The organism is Streptococcus merionis DSM 19192, assembly GCF_000380085.1.
In the GTDB taxonomy this organism is placed as follows: Bacteria; Bacillota; Bacilli; order Lactobacillales; family Streptococcaceae; genus Streptococcus; species Streptococcus merionis.
Map to the genome: position 1 here is coordinate 13,108 of NZ_KB904538.1, position 23,205 is coordinate 36,312.

Annotated in this window: 18 protein-coding genes; 1 reads left to right on the top strand and 17 read right to left on the bottom strand. The window is 38.8% G+C overall.

Going from position 1 to position 23,205, the window contains the following annotated elements; all coding sequences use genetic code 11:
- Window positions 1-142: 142 nt before the first annotated feature.
- From A3I5_RS0100065 to A3I5_RS0100090, 6 genes are all read right to left on the bottom strand, one after another.
- The gene (locus tag A3I5_RS0100065; RefSeq protein WP_018372565.1) at window positions 143-4,669 is read right to left on the bottom strand and encodes a S8 family serine peptidase; all 4,527 of its coding nucleotides are present in this window, start codon (window positions 4,667-4,669) and stop codon (window positions 143-145) included.
- Between the two features lie 280 nt (window positions 4,670-4,949).
- On the bottom strand, window positions 4,950-5,246 hold the full coding sequence (locus A3I5_RS0100070) for a hypothetical protein (RefSeq protein WP_018372566.1): 297 nt from the start codon (window positions 5,244-5,246) through the stop codon (window positions 4,950-4,952).
- A 314-nt stretch (window positions 5,247-5,560) separates the two neighbouring features.
- Entirely contained in the window at window positions 5,561-7,099 is a 1,539-nt protein-coding gene (gene ffh, locus A3I5_RS0100075) for a signal recognition particle protein (protein ID WP_018372567.1), read from the bottom strand.
- 18 nt (window positions 7,100-7,117) lie between these two features.
- Complete coding sequence (locus A3I5_RS0100080) at window positions 7,118-7,450, bottom strand: putative DNA-binding protein (protein ID WP_026216835.1); 333 nt, start codon at window positions 7,448-7,450, stop codon at window positions 7,118-7,120.
- 543 nt (window positions 7,451-7,993) lie between these two features.
- Entirely contained in the window at window positions 7,994-8,482 is a 489-nt protein-coding gene (locus A3I5_RS0100085) for a prolyl-tRNA synthetase associated domain-containing protein (RefSeq protein WP_018372569.1), read from the bottom strand.
- Window positions 8,483-8,527: 45 nt separating this feature from the next.
- Complete coding sequence (locus A3I5_RS0100090) at window positions 8,528-9,265, bottom strand: hypothetical protein (RefSeq protein ID WP_018372570.1); 738 nt, start codon at window positions 9,263-9,265, stop codon at window positions 8,528-8,530.
- A gap of 159 nt (window positions 9,266-9,424) precedes the next feature.
- On the opposite strand from A3I5_RS0100090, the gene A3I5_RS0100095 reads away from it, so the two are divergent.
- The gene (locus A3I5_RS0100095; RefSeq protein WP_018372571.1) at window positions 9,425-11,056 is read left to right on the top strand and encodes a Na/Pi cotransporter family protein; all 1,632 of its coding nucleotides are present in this window, start codon (window positions 9,425-9,427) and stop codon (window positions 11,054-11,056) included.
- Between the two features lie 176 nt (window positions 11,057-11,232).
- Here the strand turns inward: A3I5_RS0100095 and A3I5_RS12840 are convergent, their stop codons facing one another.
- The 11 genes from A3I5_RS12840 to A3I5_RS0100150 form a co-directional block, all read right to left on the bottom strand.
- Entirely contained in the window at window positions 11,233-11,817 is a 585-nt protein-coding gene (locus tag A3I5_RS12840; RefSeq protein WP_018372572.1) for an ATP-binding cassette domain-containing protein, read from the bottom strand.
- The gene (locus tag A3I5_RS11370) at window positions 11,786-12,817 is read right to left on the bottom strand and encodes an ABC transporter transmembrane domain-containing protein (protein WP_018372573.1); all 1,032 of its coding nucleotides are present in this window, start codon (window positions 12,815-12,817) and stop codon (window positions 11,786-11,788) included. Before A3I5_RS11370 ends, A3I5_RS12840 begins: the two co-directional genes overlap by 32 nt.
- Before the next feature lie 8 nt (window positions 12,818-12,825).
- Complete coding sequence (locus A3I5_RS0100105) at window positions 12,826-14,379, bottom strand: ATP-binding cassette domain-containing protein (RefSeq protein WP_018372574.1); 1,554 nt, start codon at window positions 14,377-14,379, stop codon at window positions 12,826-12,828.
- Window positions 14,380-14,503: 124 nt separating this feature from the next.
- Window positions 14,504-15,082, bottom strand: coding sequence for an ABC transporter permease (locus tag A3I5_RS0100110; protein WP_018372575.1), 579 nt, complete (start codon window positions 15,080-15,082; stop codon window positions 14,504-14,506).
- A complete protein-coding gene (locus A3I5_RS0100115; protein WP_026216836.1) occupies window positions 15,075-15,815 on the bottom strand; it encodes an ABC transporter permease in 741 nt (246 codons plus the stop codon). Before A3I5_RS0100115 ends, A3I5_RS0100110 begins: the two co-directional genes overlap by 8 nt.
- The gene (locus A3I5_RS0100120; RefSeq protein ID WP_018372577.1) at window positions 15,805-16,710 is read right to left on the bottom strand and encodes an ABC transporter ATP-binding protein; all 906 of its coding nucleotides are present in this window, start codon (window positions 16,708-16,710) and stop codon (window positions 15,805-15,807) included. The genes A3I5_RS0100115 and A3I5_RS0100120 overlap by 11 nt, the downstream gene beginning before the upstream one ends.
- 300 nt (window positions 16,711-17,010) lie before the next feature.
- Window positions 17,011-18,069 (bottom strand): MFS transporter, encoded by a 1,059-nt coding sequence (locus tag A3I5_RS0100130; protein ID WP_231869674.1) that lies wholly within the window; start codon window positions 18,067-18,069, stop codon window positions 17,011-17,013.
- Window positions 18,070-18,399: 330 nt separating this feature from the next.
- Window positions 18,400-19,260: a helix-turn-helix domain-containing protein gene (locus tag A3I5_RS0100135; protein WP_018372580.1), complete on the bottom strand. Its 861-nt coding sequence runs from the start codon at window positions 19,258-19,260 to the stop codon at window positions 18,400-18,402.
- 264 nt (window positions 19,261-19,524) lie between these two features.
- Complete coding sequence (locus A3I5_RS0100140) at window positions 19,525-20,136, bottom strand: DUF5052 family protein (RefSeq protein ID WP_026216838.1); 612 nt, start codon at window positions 20,134-20,136, stop codon at window positions 19,525-19,527.
- 186 nt (window positions 20,137-20,322) lie between these two features.
- A complete protein-coding gene (locus A3I5_RS0100145) occupies window positions 20,323-21,993 on the bottom strand; it encodes a formate--tetrahydrofolate ligase (protein WP_018372582.1) in 1,671 nt (556 codons plus the stop codon).
- Window positions 21,994-22,270: 277 nt separating this feature from the next.
- Window positions 22,271-23,137, bottom strand: coding sequence for an AraC family transcriptional regulator (locus tag A3I5_RS0100150; protein WP_018372583.1), 867 nt, complete (start codon window positions 23,135-23,137; stop codon window positions 22,271-22,273).
- Window positions 23,138-23,205 lie beyond the last annotated feature (68 nt).

The following is a 23,205-nucleotide window of genomic DNA, read 5'->3' on the forward strand; positions in this document are numbered from 1 at the left end:
GATATTATAGGGATAATTATTTCCGAACTCATTAAAACAAACGTGTAACTGACATAAAACACCCACAGCCCATCAAGTATTTATAACCTGATGAGATGTGGGTTTATTTTGTAGCAAACGAAAAACTGTTTATCTTTAGCTGCTAGATGTTTTTGTCTTTGCGTTCAAAACGATAAGCAAGGTAAGATATTGTCAAGACGATCCAGCCGATTAATACCATGGATTTATCCAATTGACTATCCTGATCGCCTGTTTGAGGCAAGCTTTGTGTTTTGCTTGTGATGTTTGCAACATTATCAGGTTGCTTGCCTGTAACCGCTGCTAACGATTTAGGTTTAGCATTTAGGGAATTGTTAAGAATTGCTCCAGTATTTTGTGGCTCATTAGTTGCTGAATGATTTAAAGTAGAGACAACTGCTGAGTCAAGCTGGACACTTGGTTGGACGACAATTGGGGGCGCTGGCGCCACATCCTCGCTTTCTTTATCATTTTCAACAGGTGGTTTAGGCACCACTGGGTTTGGACTCTTCGGTTCAACACCATTTAAAGCTGCTTTAGCTTGGTCTAACAAGGCTAAGGCTTCATCAATATCTGTTTGACTAACATGCTCTTTAGTCAGTAATTGTTTAGCGAGTGCCAGTTGTTTGTCAAAGTTTGATTTTACTTGACTTGTCGCATGTTTGTAACGAACATCTTCTTGGTTGACCAATTCTTCTGAAGCCTTGGCTAGCTTTTCAAGTGCTGACTTGTCTGTCGCTTGGCCGTTAAGGGCAGCCTTAGCTTTAAGTAGAGCTTGGGTTGCCTGATCTACAGTTGCTTGATCGTTCTTATTGGCTGCGACTTGCTGAGCTAGTTTCAATGCTTCTTGGTAGGTTTTTTGAAGTTCAGGATCAGCATTATAGTAGACAGGATTTTCTGTCATATCTTCTGAACTTGTCGCTAAAAGAGCTTGTTTATTGATCAATGTTAGGGTCTTAACATTTTGCTGCCCCTCTAGAACGGTGAGACTCAAGTCTTCTAGAATGTCAAAACCTTCTGGCAACGTTACGGATAGATTGTATTCACCTACTGGCACGTCTTTGCCAAACGCTGCTTCTTTGTATTTGGCGGCTGGAAGACTAATTGTCGCTCCGTTTTCAGTAGTCAAGTTGACAGTTGTGCCCTCTGGGACAGTTTGATTAAAGACAACAGTCAGCGCTTCTTTTGGCAAGAGTTTGACAAAGAAATTAGCACGTTGAAGACTAGCGTCTTCTGTCAGATTGACCACTACAGCTTTTTTATCGGTCATGACAGAGTTCTCAGTGTCATACAGGAAAACTTCAAAGGTGTAAGTTCCAAATGGTAATTTCAGTACATTCTTGGCAGAACCATTACGTGGCAAATCAGTCACAAGATTGCCATTTGCATCTTTAACTGAGAAAGAATAGGTGATAGCTGTCGGACGATTCGTTTCCTGATCTAGGACATTGACCTCAACAAGCCCCAAGTCATTGCCAACTGCAACGAGATCTTCAACTTTGGCGGATACAAGATTTCCCGCAAAATCTTCAACTGTGTAGTAAAAATCAGATAATTTTGCTAAGTCCAGTGGTAAGGTAAAGGAACCATCTGCATTTGGAGCAATGTAGACCTTGTTTTCTCCAATCGTAATTTGGCCTGTTTCAGGGTCTCTCTTGATGACGCTGGCATTGCCTGCTGAATCTTTAGCCAAGTAGAAAACCTGATCACGTACAATTGGTGATGGACCATAAACGATAGGTTTCCGAGGGGTGAATACAAACGTCTTATCATCATACTTAGCAGTTGTGATTTCTGGGGATTGACGATCGACAACAACATCAAATACCATGGTCTGCTTGTCTGCCCCGATAACGTCTGGGTAGTAGGTCAAAACATATTTATAAAATCCATCTTCCAGAGGCTGGCCATCATTGTCATACCCTGACCATTCTGTTGGAACGACAATCGTTGATTTAGGATTCTCTGGAACACCACTAAAGTAGTTTTTTCGACCTCCTGCTGGCTCGCTTGACCAAAGAGGGTTTTCTAAGTTTACGTCATCAGCGCGATAAACACTGGCCATCAAGTTATTGTAATTTCGGAGGAAGACACCTTTTAAAGCAAGGAAGTCTTGGTTTCCATCTCCGTTTGGTGAAATAGCTAGATAAGGAGTTCCTGACCCGTCAACTTCTAAGACAAATTTCCCATCTTTATTGGCAAAAGTGCCTAGCAACTTGAGACCTGTATTGATACGTGTTTCTGCATTGGAGTAAATAACCTCAGAACCAAAGGTGACAAGACCAGTAAAGTCTTCCCTACCTGGAACAACTTTATCATCCTTAGGTGCAAAATAAACGCCACCTTTTCCATCTGAGATAAGTTCATAAACTGGCTTTTCAAGAACATCTAAATCTTGGAACTTCCCTTTAAAGCCAACGTATGGAATACTAATCACATCAGCGCCATCTACTGGATCTACAAATCTGACAAACCCTTCTAAGTAATAGCCGTTTGGCATTTCTTTGCTCAATTCTTCTGTATATGCTGTTGTGTCAACGGTGATTTTGACAGTGGTGCTACTGTTTGGAGCGATGCTGATGACATTGCCATCGATTTGACTAAGTTCCTTAGGAGAGAGAGTTACAAGCCCTTTTTCAACAGAGTCCGTATTGACATGTGTCTTGTAGTTTAGTGTCTTAGTCTCATTTGTGATGTTATGAACAACGACATCAAAACTAAAGACTTCACCAACATTTCCAAGTGTAATACTACCGTAGTTGTCTGTCCCTGTTACATAGAGACCTGTTGTGATGGCTGCTGTTGCGTCTAAGAGCCCTGCTCCTTGTTGACGAGGTGAAGAATATGCTTTAGTCTCAGCATTCAGATGAGGTTTAGCTGTACTCATCATCAGGTTTTTGACAAGTGCTTCCAACTCTTCAGCTGTTTTCTCTGGATAGGCTCCTTTTAGGTACTGCTTGACTAAAGCAGCAGCGCCTGCAACATGGGGTGCAGCCATACTTGTACCGTTCATTGAGCTGTATTCATTGTCATTGATTGAGGCAAAGATTCCTCCACCAGGAGCTGAGATGTCTGGTTTTAACTCACCGTCCGCTGTTAAGCCCCAGCTTGAAAAATCAGAAAATTCTCCTGTTTTCGGATGTGCCGTTTTTTCGACTTCTCCCTTAAACATCAATTTTAAATTCGAATTTGCTGCTAAAGCTTCGCCAAACTCTGCTGGAATAAAGATAGATGGAATCGTACGGCCGTTATCATCATCAACTCCCATACTAATATTGGCTTCGCCAGCTGTGTGGTTAAAAATAACAACTCCTACAGCTCCGTTTGCTGCAGCGTTAGCAATCTTGTCTGAAAAAGTGATCTCACCCCGTTTAATTAAGGCCAACTTGCCAGTGAAGTCTTTTCCTGCAAAGTCTTCAGGTTTTCCAAGTTCTGCATAAACCAGCTCATACTCTTTATTATTTTCAAACTTTTTGTCGCTCACATCTGGATTGGTAAAGGAACTTTTTCCGTGATTCAACTTTTCGTCATTTTCTAAACCAACAATCTGTACTACTTCTCCCATGACTGTCGTATTGTTAAAAGAAGCGACAGAGATAGCGTCTCGGGCAGTTGATGGATTACCTACAAGGCCATAATCAGGATTGGTTGCGAGTGGCAATGTATGGCCAGAACCAAACGTTCCATCATTACCAGCTGCAATAACAACTGAGACACCAGCTTTTCTTGCCATTTCAATAGCTGCATTCAACTGCTCATCTGTATTTGCCAAAGAGCCTGTAGCGCTCCCTAAGCTGAGGTTGATACTGTCAGCGCCAAGTTTTACTGCATCATTGATAGCTTGCACGTAGAGAGCTGCACCTGTACGATTATGCACATCTGAGAAGACCCGCATAAACATCACTTGGGCCTCTGGTGCTACACCATAAATATATTCTTCACCGACAGGTTTGCTTGGGTTACCGGCTGCAATACCTGTGACATGCATCCCGTGTGAAGTTTTGTCGGCTTCTTTTAGCTCAGTATTGACATCAACATAGTTATAACCATAAATAACTTTGTCATTATACCACTTCCCGTAGGTGATGCCCGCCTTTTCCATAGCTGCTTTCATTTCATCTTCTGACTTGTATTTAGCTTTTGACATATCAGAGATTTTCAAGACATCATGCTCAACATCAAGACCTGAGTCAATAATGGCAACGACCATTCCTTGTCCTTTGTAGCCGTTCTCCCAAGTCTTTGGGACATTGATAACGGTATTACTGTCAATATTTTGCGGTTGAGCAGCTTCCTCGGTTTTAGTTGCTTTTGGTTCACTTTCAGTTTCTGACAATGTTTCCTCAGAAGTGTTGTCAGGACTTTCTTTTGTTAATGACAGAGGCGTTTCGGGACTAACGCTATCTTGAGCTGCTACAGGATTAGCTGTTTCTGATGATGAAACTGTTTCAAGCGCCGTTTCAACCGATGCCTCCAAAGGAGTCTCAGAATCAGAACTCGTCGTAGCAACCGTTGCTACAACATCAGTATTAGATGCTAGTTCATCTGCAGTGACCACTTGGGCATGAGATAACAAAAAAACTGCACCCAAAAGAACTGAGACAGCACCAACTTTGTATTTTCGTAGTGAAAATTTTTGTTTCTTTTCCATAAAAGAATCTCCTTGTAAATTTAATCTGTAACAAAATCGTTACCAGACTATTAAAACATACTTTGTCAGAAAATTCAAGACTTTTTGAAGATTGTTTTTTTTCTATCATTATCATTATATAGTAAAAAAGAGTGAGGTCAATAGCCATGATGACATCGCCCTCACCCCAAAGTATATAATCGTTGAAGATTACGTATAAGAACTTGTGATTTTACTGAAATTGACTATAACTATCTTAATAATCGAAAACGCCTTTCCAAATCAAAGCATCGTCAGGTTCTTACTTAAATTTTCGGTAAACTACCTCAACACCAATTAAGATAATCAATACACTACCCATAATAAACAAGGCTACTAACCAATACATGGGTTTACTGGCCGTTTGGATGCGTACAATATCCACGATAAAAAAGAGGAGAATGGGGCCTCCAAGCCAGAAAGCAAGGCGCCCCACAAATAGTTCATTGAGCGTTCCTTTATCTTGATGTGATTCACGATCTTTGGTCAAATAAGCAAAGTATCGTAATAGTCCGTAAAAAATCCCCGTAAATAGCGCTAAAAAAATATGATCACTCATCAATAAACTCCATTTTCTTTCACCAAAAGTTAATTTTTAAAAATAAAGAGACTGGGCTCAAGTCCAATCTCACCTCTCATCGTTTGCGTAAACATCTCAGCGTAGTGGTTGGGAGTAAGACTTGTTGGCCATGCCAACTTAGTCTTACTCCTGCAAAGGTCATTAGGCGCTTTAGCGCCAATGAACCACTGCTGATTGGCAGATTTGTTCGTGTTTTATACACTCCAAATCTGGCCTAATCAACTGTGCGAGGGTGGGAAAACGAACTCTTTTTTGATTGATAGAGTTCTTTCCCACTCCCCTTCGCCATAAGTCTACTTCCGCTTTTTCTTAGCTTTTCTCATCTTATTGGCCATGCGTTTCATGCTTTGTTCTGCTGCAAAAGCTCCAATTTTGCCTTTAAGCCCACCACCAAACATCTGGCTCATATCCATATTACCCATATCAGGCATGCCCGGCATACCATTAAAGGCTGACATATCAGGCATGTTTGGTACGTTTTTAGGCATATTGTTAGGATTAATCCCCATGTCGCGCATTAGCTTAGACATATCACCGCTCATAACCCCCTGCATCATGGTCTTGGCTTGATTAAAGTCCTTGATAAATTTATTGACATCAACAAAGCTGTTACCAGATCCAGCAGCAATACGACGGAGACGACTCGGTGTCAAAAGTTCAGGGTTTTCTCGCTCAGCAGGCGTCATGGATTGGACAATCGCTTTTTTTCGCGCAATTTCACGCTCGTCAACCTTAAGTTTAGACAAGGCTGGATTTCCAGCCATACCAGGAATCATCTTGAGCAGATCTTCCATAGGTCCCATGTTTTGAACTTGCTCTAACTGGTCAATGAAGTCGTTGAAATCAAAGGTATTTTCCCGCATTTTTTCTGCTAATTCCAATGATTTCTTCTCATCGTACTCAGCAGATGCCTTCTCAATTAGGGTCAGCAAATCCCCCATTCCCAGAATACGGCTTGCCATACGGTCTGGGTGGAAAGTTTCGATATCAGTGATTTTCTCACCTGTACCAGTAAACTTAATTGGTTGACCAGTAATTTGGCGAACAGAGAGAGCCGCACCGCCACGGGTATCACCATCAATTTTGGTTAAGACTACCCCAGTAATGTCTAGCTGGGCATTAAATTCGCGGGCAACATTAGCTGCTTCTTGACCAATCATGGCATCGACAACTAAGAGAATCTCATTTGGCTGTGCTAATGCTTTAACATCACGAAGCTCATTCATGAGGACTTCGTCGATTTGTAGGCGACCCGCTGTATCAATCAAGACATAGTCATTGTGATGCTTTTTCGCTTCCTCCAAACCTTGGCGAACAATCTCAACTGCAGGCACCTGATTGCCAAGCTCAAAAACAGGCACGTCAATCTGCTTTCCTAAAGTCTTCAGCTGATCGATGGCTGCTGGACGGTAAATATCCGCTGCAATCATCATCGGACGAGCTTTTTCCTCGTTCTTCAGTTTATTGGCTAACTTACCAGCAAAAGTTGTCTTACCCGCACCTTGAAGACCAACCATCATGATAATGGTTGGAAGCTTTGGAGACTTATTTAGCTCAGCTGTATCAGAACCTAGAATCGCAGTTAGTTCTTCATTGACAATCTTAACAACTTGTTGAGCTGGATTCAGCGTATCAATGACTTCCTGCCCCAAAGCCCGTGTACGAATGTTACGGACAAATTCCTTTACAACAGGAAGAGCCACATCCGCCTCTAAAAGAGCAAGTCGAATCTCTTTCGTGACTTCTTGGACATCTGTTTCGGAGATTTTTTTCTTGCCACGGAGTCCTTTAAAAACACTTTGCAAACGTTCTGTTAAACTTTCAAATGCCATACTTACCTCTTTTTATTTTTAATCCCTGTTATCAATGCTTGATAAAAGCGTGATTTTTTCCTGAATAAATATATCCTCAGGATACTTAGTCAATAGTTCATCAAAGATTTGACTACGAACAATGTAGTCAGAGTACATGTGGAGCTTACGCTCATAGTCTTCTAAAATCTTCTCAGTCCGCTTGATATTATCATAAACAGCCTGACGACTCACGCTGAATTCTTCTGCTATTTCAGCTAAGCTATAATCATCAGCATAATATAGCTCAATATAATTCATTTGCTTATCTGTCAACAAAGCAGCGTAGAATTCAAACAGAGCATTCATACGATTGGTTTTTTCAATTTCCATAAGCTTAATTATACCAAAAAAATAGCAAAAGTTATAGCCTTTATTCCAGATTATCAATGATTCTCTTGTAAAGTAATTATGTAGAAATGAAAATCTATTTTTGTTTTACATAGTTTAATTTATGTAAATTTAATTAATATTTAAATCTGGTTTTGTTTTACATAAATTAAATTACGTTTATAATCATAGCATTTGCACTAATCATAGGTCAATGATAAAAAGAATGACTCAACTCTTAACAACTAAACCAGCTCTGCTGTTTTCAAACTCAGACAAAAATAGTCAGTTTTGTCCGCTCACTTCTACTTCTTCAAACTCCCTTGAAGATAAAAAATGGTGGGACTGGATAAAACCAGCCCCACCAAAATGGGCACCCAGATGGGTGAGATAGAAAGGTTCACACAATCTACCAAGGTCCGCTCCTGCGTTAATGACCCCCATGCGCAAATATGGCTAATGCCAAATTCGGCTCATCGCATATTCTTATTTTAACACAGCTAAAGTTTTTTCGCAAGGGGCGTTTTTACACACACGACAAACAGATTACAAATCAATGACCTCAACTTGATAACCAATACTTTGGATAAATGTTAGCAGATCGGAAGTCTCTACAAACAGTGTCTTGTCATTAGTATTTGGATGGAAACTCATACGGGGCTCTGTCATAATTTCCTGATCAATGTAAACAGCAATGTCCCTATCAGCGTTATTTAAAAGGCCAAAAGGAGAGACGACACCCGGTGTCAAGGACATTTTCTCCATCAAACTATCACTTGGAGCCAGCCTAATACGATTGGCGCCAACGATAGACTTAAATTTATCCATGTCCAGCATTTTATGGTCATCCATGATGAGCAAGTAGAACTGTGTTTTTTTCTTATTTGTCAAAAACATGGTTTTCGTCCGTACGCCCTCAATTCCTTCAATAAAACTGTCAGCTTGCTCTGTTGTGAGAGCTGGTGGGTGTTCCACAATCTGAAAAGGGATAGAAAGTTCGTTTAATTTCGCAACCACAGGAGTATATAAATCCATCACAATGCCTCTCTTTATTCATCTATCATAATTTCAACTGACACTCTACGTCCTTTTTAGCCAATCGTACAAGGAGAGCTCGGCTTCTTCTTGCCACCAAGCGTGATAGCGTTCAAAAATCTTCTCCAAACTTTCGTACTGCTCTACTAACTGGCAGATAACCAGAAAAGCATTGGCATAAAAGGTCATCAGATAGGCTAAATTCTGACTGGCGTATGTTTCTTGATTGAAGTTTTCGACATGAAATTTCCCAAAATATTGTTCGAAGTAAGCAACTTGCTGTGCTTCGATTTGGTAAATTTGCTCAAAAGCCTCATCAGATAACAGGTAGCGTCGTGATAAATACTCGCACATTCCCTCTTCAAACCAGAGATCATCTCTGCTACTCTCGTAATCTGACTCGAAAACATCGCAATCATGGGTTAATTCATGAAAGAAGACTTGCTGAATATGATGTTCTGGAAGGTTTTGATAGTAATTGCGCACCAGATCAGGAATATCTGGATATGGCGACAACATCTCCTCAAAGAACGTCCGCCACTCTACGATATCAGGTGTCATGACAATCCTGATGCCGTTGTTATAAGCAGGGATAGGCTGCTGAGCGAAAACGGTCATGGCTTGCTCTGCCCTTGTCCAGATAACGGCTTGAGCAGGATCAATCAGTTGGAAATTCTGCACCAGATAAGCCTTGTAAGCTTCCGACTGGGCAAGCAGTTCCTCTACCAGTGGCTTTATCGTTTCTAATTCTTGGCTGCTCTCGTACGCAAAAATAGATTTCATAGCTTTTCCTTCTTTTTACTAATTAGTATATCACAAAAGCAAAGTCTGAGGACTTAATTTAAAAAATATTCATCTTATTTCTCTAGATTTACTTGTATGAAATGAGTATTTGGATTAAAATAGAGTGAGATTAGAATCCGGTTTAGAAGAGAGGTACTTATGACAATCAATTGGCAAGAGATGGCGTTTCATTTCCTTGGTGGCTTAGGCTTGTTTTTGTTTAGTATCAAATACATGGGAGATGGTTTACAACAGGTCGCTGGTGAACGGTTGCGATTTTACATTGATAAATATACTAGTAATCCTCTTCTAGGGATTTTAGTTGGGATTGTCATGACCGCCTTGATTCAGTCGAGCTCTGGGGTAACTGTCATCGCTGTTGGTTTGGTAATGGCCAATCTACTCACTTTAAAGCAAGCTATCGGTATCGTTATGGGTGCCAATATTGGGACAACTGTCACCTCAATTTTGATTGGGTTTAATTTAGGAGCTTATGCGCTTCCTATGATTTTTGTAGGGGCAACGCTTCTATTTTTCACAAATAAGCGACACTTAAATAATTTGGGAAGAATTGTTTTTGGTATCGGCGGCATCTTCTTTTCCTTGACTATCATGAGCGATGCCATGGCTCCTTTGCGTGATGTCTCCAGTTTTCAATCCTATCTAGCCACTCTCGGTGACAAACCTATCCAAGGTGTTTTTATTGGTACTATCTTAACCGCCATCATTCAGTCCTCTGCTGCCATTATCGGAATTCTCCAAGGGCTGTATGCAGAAAGTCTACTCCAGCTTCAAGGGGCAATTCCCATTCTTTTAGGAAGTAACATTGGAACCTGTATCACCGTTGTTTTGGCAGCGATTGGAGCCAATATTGCTGCTAAGCGAGTTGCTGCTGCGCACGTCTTATTCAATGTCATCGGTACTGTTATTTTTATTATTTTATTGACCCCTTTCACCCATATCATGCAGTGGTTGGAAGTGACTTTAAAGCTCAGTCCAGAAATGACTGTTGCTTTAGCTCATGGTTCTTTTAATGTGACCAATACTATATTTCTCTTTCCTTTTATCAATTTCTTGGCCTATTTGGTTACGAAACTGATACCAGGCGAAGACGAGGGAGTCAAGTACGAATCCTTGTATCTAGAACGCATCGTTATCAGTCAATCACCGGCTATCGCAATTGGAAATGCCAAAAAAGAATTCCTACATCTGGGCTCCTATGCTGTTAAATCCCTGTCACATGCCTATCAGTATTTGATAACGTCAGATACACAGGAAGCTAATAAAGTTACAACATACGAAAAAACAATCAATACGATTGATGATGAATTGACACGTTATCTGATTGAACTGTCTCGTGAAGAGCTTAGTCCCTCTGAAAGTGATGTCTTGGGGAATCTGCTAGATGCTTCACGGGATTTAGAAAAGATTGGCGATCACGCCTTTCGACTGGTCGAAGTTGTCAACCAGATTAACCACCATCACACCAGATTGTCAGCAGTTGCGATGCAAGAAGTGGACGAAATCCATTCCTTAACCCTCCAAATGATTAAAGATGTCCTTCAGGCAATTGAAGCGTCAGACAGTTATTTAGCTCAGAAGCTCATCGATCAATGCCAACAGGTCAAAAGCTTGGAGCGGTATTATCGTAAAAAACATATCAAACGGCTTAATAATGAGCAATGCACACCACAAGCTGGCGTTAGTTTTATTGATATGATTTCACATTACAGTAGAGTGTCTGACCATGTCCTAAACTTGGCAGAAAAAGTCACGATGGGACAGATTTAATATCAAACGCGTAAGGAAAATTAGTCATTAGAAAAAGTTAAAAAACTGCAAATCATTTTTAGCTTGAATCTATAAACCAAGGAGTGAGAACAATCAATTACGATTGAGTCCCGCTCCTTGGTTTTTGTCCTGAGAAATCTTTTTTATCTCAGGCTTTTTTTGTAAAATAGCGTGCATTATAACTTTGATTCTATTGTTTGTGATAAATCAATGACGCCATCATAGATAAATTCATCATCGATATGATGAGCAATTTCAATAATAGTTACGGGTAAATTGAAAAGCAAATTTCGAATGACCTTCGCATTTTTAGCATCAAGCGGAGCTGTTACTTCATCGGCTAGAAGAACGTCTTTTTGCCTAATGAGACTTCTCGCAATTTCAAGACGTGTCTTTTGACCACCTGAGATGTTTTCGCCATTATTGACAATCTGATAGTCTAAGATAGCGTCAAATTCATCCGTCAAACCAACTTGTTCCAGTTTTTCTAACAATAAATCATCTGAAAAATCCGCTCCCAACGTCAAATTATAACGAATGCTGTTATTAAATAGATAAGGAGACTGGGCAATTAAACCGATACGCTGTTGGTAATCCTTCGCCACCTGATCCTTATCAAGTACCATAGTTAGTTCGCCTTTGTCTGGAATTAATTCTTGTAACATCAGCTTAAAGAGAGTTGATTTCCCAGACCCACTTGCTCCCTTAATCAGGTACTTCTTCCCCTTTTCAAAACGATAAGAAAGGTTTGAAAAAAGCACCCCTATCTGCAAATGATTTAGTCAAATGATAGCATTCCAAAGCTTCAAAACCTTCCGTTGATAAAGACGATAGCTGATGGTCAGGAGTTGGTTGCACCAGTATCTGATCAAATGTTTCAGAAATAGCTTTTGCTCCTTTGAGCCTAAAAATATCGTTAACAATATTCAACAATGGTTGCTCCAGACGTGTTGCCGCAATAAACATAGCAATCAGGTCAGTCGTTCTCAATTCTGTACCTACTGTCATTAAGACCAGTCCTAAAAAGATTGGTAAGAATTGAGACACAAAGAGCATTAGATTAGCTAAAAAGACAAAGAAAGATTGATAAATCCCAAATGTTTGCCGTGACTTTTCGTAGCGTGCTGATTGGTTTTGAACCATTTTGAGACCAGGAGAAAGAGCTTGATTATGAATCAACGTTGACCTTCCAGCAATCGTATCGCTCAATAAACTCAGTAATTTCTGTCTTTCTGCGGCTTGCTCGCCACCTTTTCGCTCTGCCATTTTACTAATCCTAAGTTGAACAACTAAGAAAATAAAGGCACAGGCAATAAACAACAAACCAATCGGTATATTTTTTACTAAGAGGTAGATGCTAAGTAAGAGGAAATTACTGATGTGTGCAACGAGGAGGACACTAGGGCTGATATAGTTCCAGAGATAGTATTCAACATCCTGAGTCAGTATTGAAATTTTCTTATCATTGCCCATTTCCTGATGAGCTAATATCAACTGTTGATAGAGGCGAAGTCGAATGTTGCCACAACCTATGGTCATTATCTGGTTCAGCAAGAGATTGGCAATAAACATCACCGCATATAAAAGCAAATAGAGTATCAGTCCGTAGACCAAAAAATCCCATGTCTCTTTGCGGCTATTTAATGCTGTAAGATCAAAGATTTTGTCTGTCATCAATGGTTCAATGAGAAAGACGAAACTATTTAAAACACTGGAGATGAGGGCTAAGGTCACCAAAAATTTATTAAAATACTTAAACATCTCATCACCTACAGTTCTATCACAGCATCATAATTGAACGCTTCGTCCATATGGTGAGCCGCTTCAATAATGGTCACTGGCAGCGAGAAAATCAGCTCTCTGACTCTCCGAGCATTGTCTTTATCTAAGGCAGCAGTCACCTCATCCAAAAGCAAAACATCCTTTTGACGGAGTAAAAATCGTGCCAATTCTATCCGTACACGTTGACCACCTGAAATATTACTTCCATTATTTTCGATTTTGAAGGCCAATCCGTCAGGCAATTCTTCTAGAAGATGAACTTGCTCTAAAGCCTTCAGGATACTCTCCTTAGAAAATTCTTGATTTAGACAAACATTTTCTTCCAAGGTACCATTAAAGAGAAATGGTGCCTGACTCACCACACCAATATTTGATTGATAGCCCTCAAACGCTTGATTGTCTTTTGTGATAAGGGCTACGTTACCTGAATCGACAGGCTCTCCCATGATGATATTCAAGAGTGTTGACTTTCCTCGTCCACTAGCTCCCTTGATTAAATACTTCTTACCTTTTTCAAACGTATAGGAAAAATCTTTAAAAATAGTTTTTTCTCCATAAGATTTTGTAATGTCTTGCAAGGTCAGATTTTTGAAATCTGAGATATAAGGCACCTCTTCTTCAACCACCACTTTGTCCATCAATTGATAAATTTTTTCCTTTACCGATGAAGCAGCCTGCATGCTAAAAGTGGCATACATCATATTTTGAAGGGGGCTGGACAAACTACTTGAAGCAATAAACATGGCTACAAGGGAAGATACAGGAATATGACCAAACGTATTTGGAAATAAGAAATAAACACCAACTGGCAAAATGCGACCCAAAAATTGTGTCAGTCCATTACAGAAAAAGAGGAAATTAGATAGATAATAGTAATTACGCCGAGCAGTTTCGTAAGTGAGGACTTGATTTTTAAGCTTGCCATAAGTACTACCAAAAGCCTGATGATGTAAAAGCGTGCTACTGCCATTCACGTAGTCTATTATTAAGGCCATAGACCGTTCGCGCTCCTCACTCTGTCTTTTTCCTAAAGAGTTGGCTAGCCTGGTCAAAAACACCTGAGGCAGCGGCCGCAACAGAGAACCCAAGATAAAAAGAAACGCCAAAAGCGGGTTCAAGGTTACAAGATACATTGATACAACGATAAAAATCATTCCACTTTTAGGGAGATGTAGGACCTGTGTCACATAGTTGTCGTAAAAAAATTCCAGATCCTGACTAAGAAAGTTCGTTGACTCATGTTGGTCTACTGCTTCGCTGGATAAAAGGAGATTTTTTACCAGTTTATCTCGCAAAATCAGCATAATGCGCTTACAAGCTACATCATAGACCACATCAGCTCCAAATTCAAAACTGTAGAATACTAAATAGGTCAAAAGTCCCACGACAAAGAGTTTCCACAAAGAATTAAAATCAGATATCGTATCAATCGCAGTAACTCTTTTAATCACGAGTGACTGTAAAATACTAGCAAAGCCACCTAGCATAAAAATGAGTAGGGCTGTGTACTTGAATTTTTCAAGATAAGATAATAATTTCATAATAACCTTGCTTCTTCTTTATGCCTTTCTCCACTCTGTTTCTTGAATCTAGCGCTTAATGAGTTTTTCAACCTAATGTGTTAGATCATGGCTTGGAGATTTAGAAAGTCGTTCAACATTAATATTATTTTGATAATATAAAATCGAGCAAATCCACATAAGTGATAAATGGTGTTGGAAATACTAAACCAGAGTAAAATAACAGCACTGTATTAACTAGGTTCAAAAAAACAGAAATCCTTTCGAACCGTTCTGTCATTTTAATAGACAAAGTATAAAGTGTTAAAAACATAATATAATTTAGTATTGAGATAATTATCAAATCAACTAAAGTTAAGGAAGGAAGTACAAATCTAACTTTTAAGAAAAGCAAAGACAAAATGATTGAAATCAAAAAGACAAGAGTTGTCCAAATAAAATAGGTTACTGACCTTGAGATGTAAATCACCAAAGGGCTACGTTTTGTTGTTTTTATATTCGCATATTGATTCGTTCTTATTTCGTACTCTAATTCCTCATTGGCAAGCAATATCACATTTGTGATAGCATAATAAATAAAAAAATAAAGTAAATTTATCGGTTCTTTGCGGTCAAAAATAACCATTATCCCAATAATAAAAATGACTGAATAGAGAATGTCACAAATACTATCAAAAAAATACCTGAATCTATAATTAAAGTATCGTTTTAATTCGTTAAACATGGAAAAGGCTCCCTCTTTTTTTAGCAACTTTTAACAATCTAGAAAACAGTAGGATCCCCAATGACCAATATACGATACCGTAGACGATTATTTCGAGTATATTTTTATATGTTGGAGATATGATAAAATTTCTTAACGAATAGTAGGGAAAAAGATTTCCAATAGTCGAAAGCACACCATCTAATGGAGTAAGTATCCCAGTAAAATATAGCATAAAATAAGAAATTAAAGATGTTATACTGGATGTTCGATTAAAAATAAAACAGATACTTGAAAGGCAAAAACCTAAACCGTATATCACAACAATGACTAATAAACAAGCCATGAAACTGATAGCTACCCTTAGGGAATTTTGAGGAAAATCAATGTTATTTAATATTGATAGTATTATAAAAATTGGAATCGCCTTAACTAAATCGATCAGGATTTGCACAATAATTTTAAAAATAACCACATGAAAAATACTTTTACTGCTCTGAATCACACTTATTAATGTTCTATCATAAAGATCTTCCTCAATAAAAAATGTTGGATGTGTCACACTATGACTAGTAAAATACCAAGTAAATAATAAGCAAAATAATAGGAATTTACTTTGAGTTTCTTTAAAGTATTGAAGGTACGAAGAAACCATAATTAGAATTCCAAAATTTGCAAAAAACAAATTAAATTTGAATTGTAGCATCTCTTGTAGCTGCCTTATTAGTTCCCTTCTTATCTCCTTAATCATCAGTAATTACCTCATACAGAATCTCTTCAATACTTTTTCTGACTTCATCAAAAAACACAATATCAAACTGTTGAAAGATGCTATTTTTTAACTCATTACTTGTGACTTCCACAATCAGTTTTTCATCTTCTAATTGATAATGGATACCAGAAAAAATTTTATCAAACCTTATTTTTTCAGACTGAGAGATGCCAATTTTATATTTGACCCATTTGTTATTTTTTCCAAAAATATCTAAAAAACTACCCTGCTTTTTTATCTTTCCTTTGCTCATGACACAAATTCTAGTTGATACTTCTTTTACAAAAAATATGTCATGGGTTGTTAACAGAATAATTGTTCCCTTCTTTTGACTCAGTTCAATTAACAATTTTGCAAACTGCTTTTTAGCTACCACATCTAAACCATTTGTTGGTTCATCTAAACATAGCACTTTTGGCTGACAGACCAGAGCAATAATCAAAGACAATTTTTGCCTTGTTCCCTGCGATAATTCAGACACCAGCTTATCGGCATAGGATCCAAAATCTAACTTATGAAACAGGTCTTCTAACTCATGCTTTACATCAGATCGTGATATTTTATTCAAATGTAAAAAATAATCAATATTTTGATTTGCCGTTAGGTACTCATAATAACCTCTGCCACTTTCCAATACCAACTTCACAGCATTGTGAACAATACTTGATGTATTTTTATGTCCATAAATCAAAACATTCCCTTTATCTTGAATCATCAAGCCAGAAATAATTTTAATCAAAGTCGATTTACCTGCACCATTTGTACCAATTATAGAAACGATTTCTCCTTTTTTTGCCTCAAAGCTAGGTATTTCTAATATTAATTGATTACGAAAATATTTTTTGACACCATACACTTCCACTTCGACTTCACTCATCAATAATAACCCCAATGAAACTAAGTTTTTAAATGTATCTTCTTTTATTGATATGAATCAACTTTTATTGATTTCCATTTCATAACTATTTAATGAACTAATAATTTTGCTGATTACTGAAAAGCGAGATGCTCGTGCAATGCTAAATCTTGATCTTTGCCAGTTTTAAAACCTGCACAAGATGGTTTGGATTTGTTCTATCCCAGTTAACTTTACGAAGGTGTGACAGCAAATCAATTTCTTTGAAAACAAGAGCTGTCTGCTCTTTCCTAAATTTCACATTGATTAGCGTTACTGTGGTCATTCTGTTTTCTTTTTTACCGTAAAATATAGAATTAAAAAAATGAGTGAGATGCTTCCAAATACTTGATAGGTTATTTGCAATCCAAAATTTTCTGCTAAAATTCCTGCTAAAAAATCTGCCAAAATAAAAGTAATAGACATGAGAAAATTAAAGATTGACCATGATGTTGCTCTGTTGTTACTTATTGCGGTGTTAAACATTGAATAGAAATGATTGTTATAGCTCGAATTAAGCGCTCTAATTATCAGGAAAATAATAATTTGAACAATCGGATTTGATTGAAGGGAGAGGCAAATGACAAGCATCGGTAGCAATAACGTTAACGCAAACCTTATTTTCAGATAACTTCCTATTGCCATTGATAGATTAAAGATAAACAGTATGAAGCCTAATATTTTCAAAGAGATACCTGACTGATTCAAATACACTCCCGAATAGGAATTGACAATCATGATCAAAGTTGAGAAAGTTACTCCTAATACGATTAAATCCCAAGGAATATGCCTCATATTTTGCAAGGAAAAGGAGGTCTTGCCATCAACTGCCTCACCTTTAATTTCAGGCAATCTAGACAGATTTAATAAGCTCAACAAAACAAACAGAATGGATAGCATGATAGGATAAAGATAGTTTTTCTGGAGTAAATAGGGTGAGATCATCGTAATCATTGCAATAAAGAGATACTTTATAGTACTCAGATTCCTTAAAAAGTTATCATATTCACTTTTATTATCAATTATCTCAAAATGATAGGCAACAAGTACTCCAGAAGAAAGTGATTCTGATAATCCGAATGAAATAGCAGAAACATAAGCAACCTGAGGATCTGCAAACATTAAACACAATAGCCCCAAAACCAGCAATAGTTGAGATATCATCAAAATCCTCTTATATCCAATTTTTTTAGAAAAAAGACTTAATGGGATATCAAAAAGGGAACCAAATATTTCAGTAATGACAGACAACGTCCCAATTAACGTAAACGAAAAGCCAAGCTCTTTTAATAAAAGGATTGCTACAAAATAATAGGGTAGACTAGATAGAAAAATAGTCATCCAAAATAAGTGTCTTCGGTTAGACTTCATAATTCGCAAACTGAATCCCGAGAGAACTCTGGATTTTTCTCCTTGATAAGATTAACATAACAACCACCCTCACAAATTTTGACTAAGCTACAAGTTAAACAGTTCGTGTTCTTAGTCTTAAATGCACTACGTCAATCCATTCAGACTATAAAAGAAACAAGACAGAATACTTTTTATACGTAATCATTAAGGACTTTTTCGAGCTCTTTAGTCATAATATCGCTAGACTTCTATTTTTTGATAATTCTATTATAGCTCTATTTATTTTGTATAGAATAGTTTTCCCGTATCTGCACATTGCTACTTGCTGGCTAACGTTTTTTCTAAATGGCCTTCGTAGGTCTGTGCTAGATGGTTACTTCCTGCTAGTTTCATTGCGGCAATGCACTTTCTCATTTCAATAATAGCTGATTTTGTGCCGTTTTTTTGGTAATGATATAAATTTTGGGCGTATTGAAAAACTAAACGTTCATAAATTTCTGTTTCGATGAAAAAGCACTGCTTTAATTGCTTTTCAAAATACAAAGCATCCATAAACTTCTGGCGTTCAATGCATGTGATGTAGCCGTTGAGCAACATGGTTGAAATTAACCGGCGATTGGTTGGAATCTCTTTGTAAAAGTCAGAACGTCTGGCCATTTCACGCGATAAAATCATAAATGGTTTATGCTTTAAAACATCTAATGTATTCATAAAAATCAATAGCTCGTAGTTTCCCCAATGCTCAACACTAAACAAATAATCGGTCAAGTAAGTCAGATCAGACTCGTTATAGTAAGTGTCTCCTGAAAGGTCTTGAAGTCGAATTTTTAAGAGTATCGTATTAAGCTGGTGGAATTTTTCGTTTTGGCTGTCCTTCTCCATTTGAGAAATCAATAGTTTTTCCAGCCCTTCAACATCGTGTGTCGTCACAAATAATCTTACTTTCTCAAGTAAGTCGTTTAATTCGTCTCGATGAAAATCATGGGCGGCATACATAAACTCATCAATCGGCATATTGATTTGATCTAGGATGGCCATGAATTTTGTAATGGTTAAATCCGTCTCTCCCTTTTCAAAGCGCGAGAGTTGAGAGGTTGATATACCAGCTTTGGTAACATCTTTTAACCGCAAACCTCTTGATTCTCTAAATTTTCTAAAAATTTCTCCAAAATTTTTCATAGTAACCCTCCAGTAGGCATATATGGGAATGAAATAGTGTTTTTCCTATATTATCATACAATAGAGAAAAAGGAAAGTGAGTATCGTCACATGATAAAGCAAAAACTGATAGCACTGTTATTTCTGATCCTTGAGGGGATTATTGTCATCGGGGTAGGGTAGATAAAAAAGCTAGTGACCATAACAGTGAGATCACTAGCTTTTTATGATGAGATTTAAGCCTGTTTAGCTTCGTTTTGAGTCCGACTTTTGCTTAAATCTTTTTTATTGTTCCAACAATTCCCTGTCATAAATGGTGTAATCACAGCGGTAGATGATAAGACGCTTCCCGTCTATCAAGAGTTCGCTAGTCTTAGGAGCGTCTGATGCGTAGAGGGACACTTTATTTCCGACATAGGTTGCTAGCGGTGTGCCATTTTGCGAACGAATCAGGATAACCTTTGCTTTTCCTGTAAAGTCGTTTTTGAAACTTGAGACCATACGGTTAAGCACAGGTACACTGCGGTCGGTGTTTTCGATTGAAACGCTTGACTGATACTTAGCGAAAATGTCTTCTAAGCCCTCTTCGGCTGCAATCAGAGATGAGCCAACGTGGTCAATTTCATACTTTCCGAGAGTAATTTTGAGAACAGTGCTGTCCGCATTTGATGTTCCGTCAGCATCGACAGAGTCGAAGTCATCGTTTCGGGAAATAGATAGCGATGTTCCTGACATTTCATCAATCAACTGGGAATTTTCATCAAAGGTACGAACTGTCATATCCAGACCAAGCCACTCCTCGCGGAAATTGCTAAACCAATTTTGAATGGATTGACAGCCTGAGAGGGTCACGAGCGCTGTTAGTAAGATAAGTGATAGAGTGAATTTCTTTTTCATGATGTTTTTAAAATCAGTATTTCACAAGTAAGATGCTTTGATTTGAAAGATTGTTTTTCCAAAAAAGCAACCTCGAATGTATGTACAGAACTGTGAATACTGTTTTCTTAAATCTCCTTTCAATTATGCCTATTTTTTCAATAGCATTCGGGCAAAAAGTATCTCGAATCGTCAGATTCCAACGGCTTAGAACAAGCCAAGTGCTGTACCATCAGCTGTGACGTCCATATTTAAGGCCGCAGGGGCTTTTGGCAGGCCTGGCATGGTCATGACATCACCCGTCAGAGCAACAATGAACCCTGCACCCAGCTTGGGTACCAGCTCACGGATAGTGATGGCAAACTCCTTTGGCGCGCCAAGCAGGGTTGGATCGTCTGAAAAACTGTACTGAGTTTTGGCCATGCAGATAGGAAGTTGATCCCAGCCGTTCTTAGTTATTTGAGCAATCTGAGTCTTGGCTTTTTTCTCGAAGATGACCTTATTACCACCGTAGACCTTGGTCACAATAGCTTCAATCTTGCTCTCAATCGATTGATTGTCCTGATAAAGGCGCGTGTATTGGCTTGATGTTTGCTCAATGGTTTTGATCAAAGTTTCGGCCAGTGCCACTCCTCCTTCTGCTCCCTTGGCCCAGACAGAGGTCAACTCGACTGGAACATCAATAGTTTGGCAAAGTTCCTTGAGTGTTTGAATCTCTGTCTCGGTATCTGAGACGAATTCATTGATGGCAACGACTGCTGGTACACCGTACTGGCGAATGTTTTGGATGTGACGGGCTAGGTTGGCAAAACCATTTTTCAGTGCTACTACATTTTCCTCAGTTAGGTCAGACTTGGCCACGCCACCGTGCATCTTGAGGGCGCGAATGGTAGCGACGATAACCACAGCATCAGGAGCTTTAGGCAATTGCGGCACTTTGATGTCAAGGAATTTTTCAGCGCCCAAATCAGCGCCAAATCCAGCCTCGGTAATCACATAATCGGCCAAGCCAAGAGCTGTCTTGGTGGCTAGAACAGAGTTACAGCCGTGGGCAATATTGGCAAATGGGCCACCATGGACGAGAGCAGGTGTTCCATAGATCGTTTGCACCAAATTAGGTTTGAGGGCATCTTTGAGAATGAGGGCTAGCGCTCCTTCTACCTTAAGGTCGCGAACATAGACCGGCGTGCGATCATAGCGGTAGCCAATGACAATATTAGCTAGGCGTTCCTTGAGATTGTCCAAACTCGTCGCTAGACAGAGAATAGCCATGATTTCACTGGCAACTGTGATGTCAAATCCGTCCTCACGTGGGATGCCATTGAGCGGACTTCCCAGACCAATGGTCACCTGACGCAGAGCACGGTCGTTAAGATCCACCACACGCTTCCAAAGAATACGACGAGGGTCGATATTGAGCTCATTTCCTTGGTGGAGGTGATTATCAATCAAGGCAGATAAGGCGTTGTTTGCTGTCGTGATAGCATGCATGTCCCCTGTAAAGTGGAGATTGATGTCTTCCATCGGCAAGACTTGGGCATAACCACCACCAGCAGCACCGCCTTTGACCCCCATAACAGGACCGAGTGATGGCTCGCGCAGAGCAATCATCGTTTTTTTATTGAGGGCAGACAAGGCATCTGCTAGACCAATGGTCACCGTAGACTTGCCTTCCCCTGCAGGAGTGGGATTGATGGCCGTCACCAGAACCAAGCTTCCCTTGGTATTTTCTTCAGCGGACTTAATCGCGTCAAAAGATAGCTTGGCCTTGTACTTGCCATAGAGTTCCAAATCATCCTCTGCAACTCCCGCTTTACGGGCAATTTCAACAATAGGTTTCAAGTTAATACTTTGAGCAATTTCGATATCTGTTTTCATGGGACTCCTTCTTTTTCAGCAAAATCTAGGACTATTATAGCATTTCCAGTATCAATAGAGAATTTTTAACTTGCGAAACGTCAGATCAAGTGTTATTACCGAACAATACTACAAAATTTAACCTGAATATATATTTTTTAACCGTTGTTCGAAGAAGACAAGCATTATATTTATGTGGTTAATAAAGTCAAAAAGGACTGTAGACACAGCCCTTTATCGTTCTTCTCGTTTTTTCCTAGACCTAGACAAGGAAGTTCAACATACAAATCAATGACTATTAGTCTTTGATAATCGGTATCCACAGTTCCATTTTATAATCTGGACTATCCATGTGACCTTCGTAGTAATATTCGAAATCTGGACGCCCAGAATGCCTATAGCCATGTTCGGGGAAAAAGACTTCCATGACATATTTCCAGCCTTGGTGAATACAGTCTGGTACAGAGCCTTTGAGTTCAACAACAGCATATTCTGTCCTATCCACTTCTAGGATATCTAAGCCCATGTTTTTAGCCTTATCCACATCAGTAATGATATAGCCTGCCATGTAATTGATCGTGTTTGAATTTAAAACATCGTGCGTTTTAAGATTTAATATATCATGACAAACCCCAACACACTGCCCTTCTCCTAATACAGCAAACTCCTCATGGCTATACTTAGCATAGAGTTTATTCCAGACTTTGGTGCATAATGATGAATCAATATTTTGTTCATTCACCCCTGCAACTGTAAAACTTTCTTTTGTTTGAATGGTGATGTTCATACTTCTTCCTCCTTTGACACTTAGTGCTAATTGCACACGTGAGACAACTTTGAAAGGCTTTCCCTTTCTGACTTGGGAAGGCGAAAAACCATGAAAGTTCTTGAAGGCTACTCCAAACGAGTCTGATGATTCATAACCAAAGCGGAAAGCGAGGTCAATAATTTTTTCGTCAGTATCTCTTAGTGCTATAGCAGACTCTGTCAGTCTTCTGCATCTTAAATAGTCTGATAGAGGGGCTTCCGTCAATATGGAAAACAAGCGACTAAACATGGAATAGGAATAGCCGGATAAATAAGCTACTTTCTTCTCATCAATCTCATCGTCAAGAACTGTTTCAAGGTAATCAATCGTACGATTAAACGATTGGATCATATTCATGTCCTGTTCTCCTTCCGAGTATAGTTTAATCTTTAAAAGGGGGATTTACCCGAGAATTAACGTACAAA

Excerpts from the sequence above, each read along its gene's own strand:
- A3I5_RS0100065 (WP_018372565.1), bottom strand. The coding sequence starts at position 4,669 with ATGGAAAAGAAACAAAAATTTTCACTACGAAAATACAAAGTTGGTGCT.
- A3I5_RS0100070 (WP_018372566.1), bottom strand. The coding sequence starts at position 5,246 with ATGAGTGATCATATTTTTTTAGCGCTATTTACGGGGATTTTTTACGGA.
- ffh (WP_018372567.1), bottom strand. The coding sequence starts at position 7,099 with ATGGCATTTGAAAGTTTAACAGAACGTTTGCAAAGTGTTTTTAAAGGA.
- A3I5_RS0100080 (WP_026216835.1), bottom strand. The coding sequence starts at position 7,450 with ATGGAAATTGAAAAAACCAATCGTATGAATGCTCTGTTTGAATTCTAC.
- A3I5_RS0100085 (WP_018372569.1), bottom strand. The coding sequence starts at position 8,482 with ATGGATTTATATACTCCTGTGGTTGCGAAATTAAACGAACTTTCTATC.
- A3I5_RS0100090 (WP_018372570.1), bottom strand. The coding sequence starts at position 9,265 with ATGAAATCTATTTTTGCGTACGAGAGCAGCCAAGAATTAGAAACGATA.
- A3I5_RS0100095 (WP_018372571.1), top strand. The coding sequence starts at position 9,425 with ATGACAATCAATTGGCAAGAGATGGCGTTTCATTTCCTTGGTGGCTTA.
- A3I5_RS11370 (WP_018372573.1), bottom strand. The coding sequence starts at position 12,817 with ATGTTTAAGTATTTTAATAAATTTTTGGTGACCTTAGCCCTCATCTCC.
- A3I5_RS0100105 (WP_018372574.1), bottom strand. The coding sequence starts at position 14,379 with ATGAAATTATTATCTTATCTTGAAAAATTCAAGTACACAGCCCTACTC.
- A3I5_RS0100110 (WP_018372575.1), bottom strand. The coding sequence starts at position 15,082 with ATGTTTAACGAATTAAAACGATACTTTAATTATAGATTCAGGTATTTT.
- A3I5_RS0100120 (WP_018372577.1), bottom strand. The coding sequence starts at position 16,710 with ATGAGTGAAGTCGAAGTGGAAGTGTATGGTGTCAAAAAATATTTTCGT.
- A3I5_RS0100130 (WP_231869674.1), bottom strand. The coding sequence starts at position 18,069 with ATGACTATTTTTCTATCTAGTCTACCCTATTATTTTGTAGCAATCCTT.
- A3I5_RS0100135 (WP_018372580.1), bottom strand. The coding sequence starts at position 19,260 with ATGAAAAATTTTGGAGAAATTTTTAGAAAATTTAGAGAATCAAGAGGT.
- A3I5_RS0100140 (WP_026216838.1), bottom strand. The coding sequence starts at position 20,136 with ATGAAAAAGAAATTCACTCTATCACTTATCTTACTAACAGCGCTCGTG.
- A3I5_RS0100145 (WP_018372582.1), bottom strand. The coding sequence starts at position 21,993 with ATGAAAACAGATATCGAAATTGCTCAAAGTATTAACTTGAAACCTATT.
- A3I5_RS0100150 (WP_018372583.1), bottom strand. The coding sequence starts at position 23,137 with ATGAATATGATCCAATCGTTTAATCGTACGATTGATTACCTTGAAACA.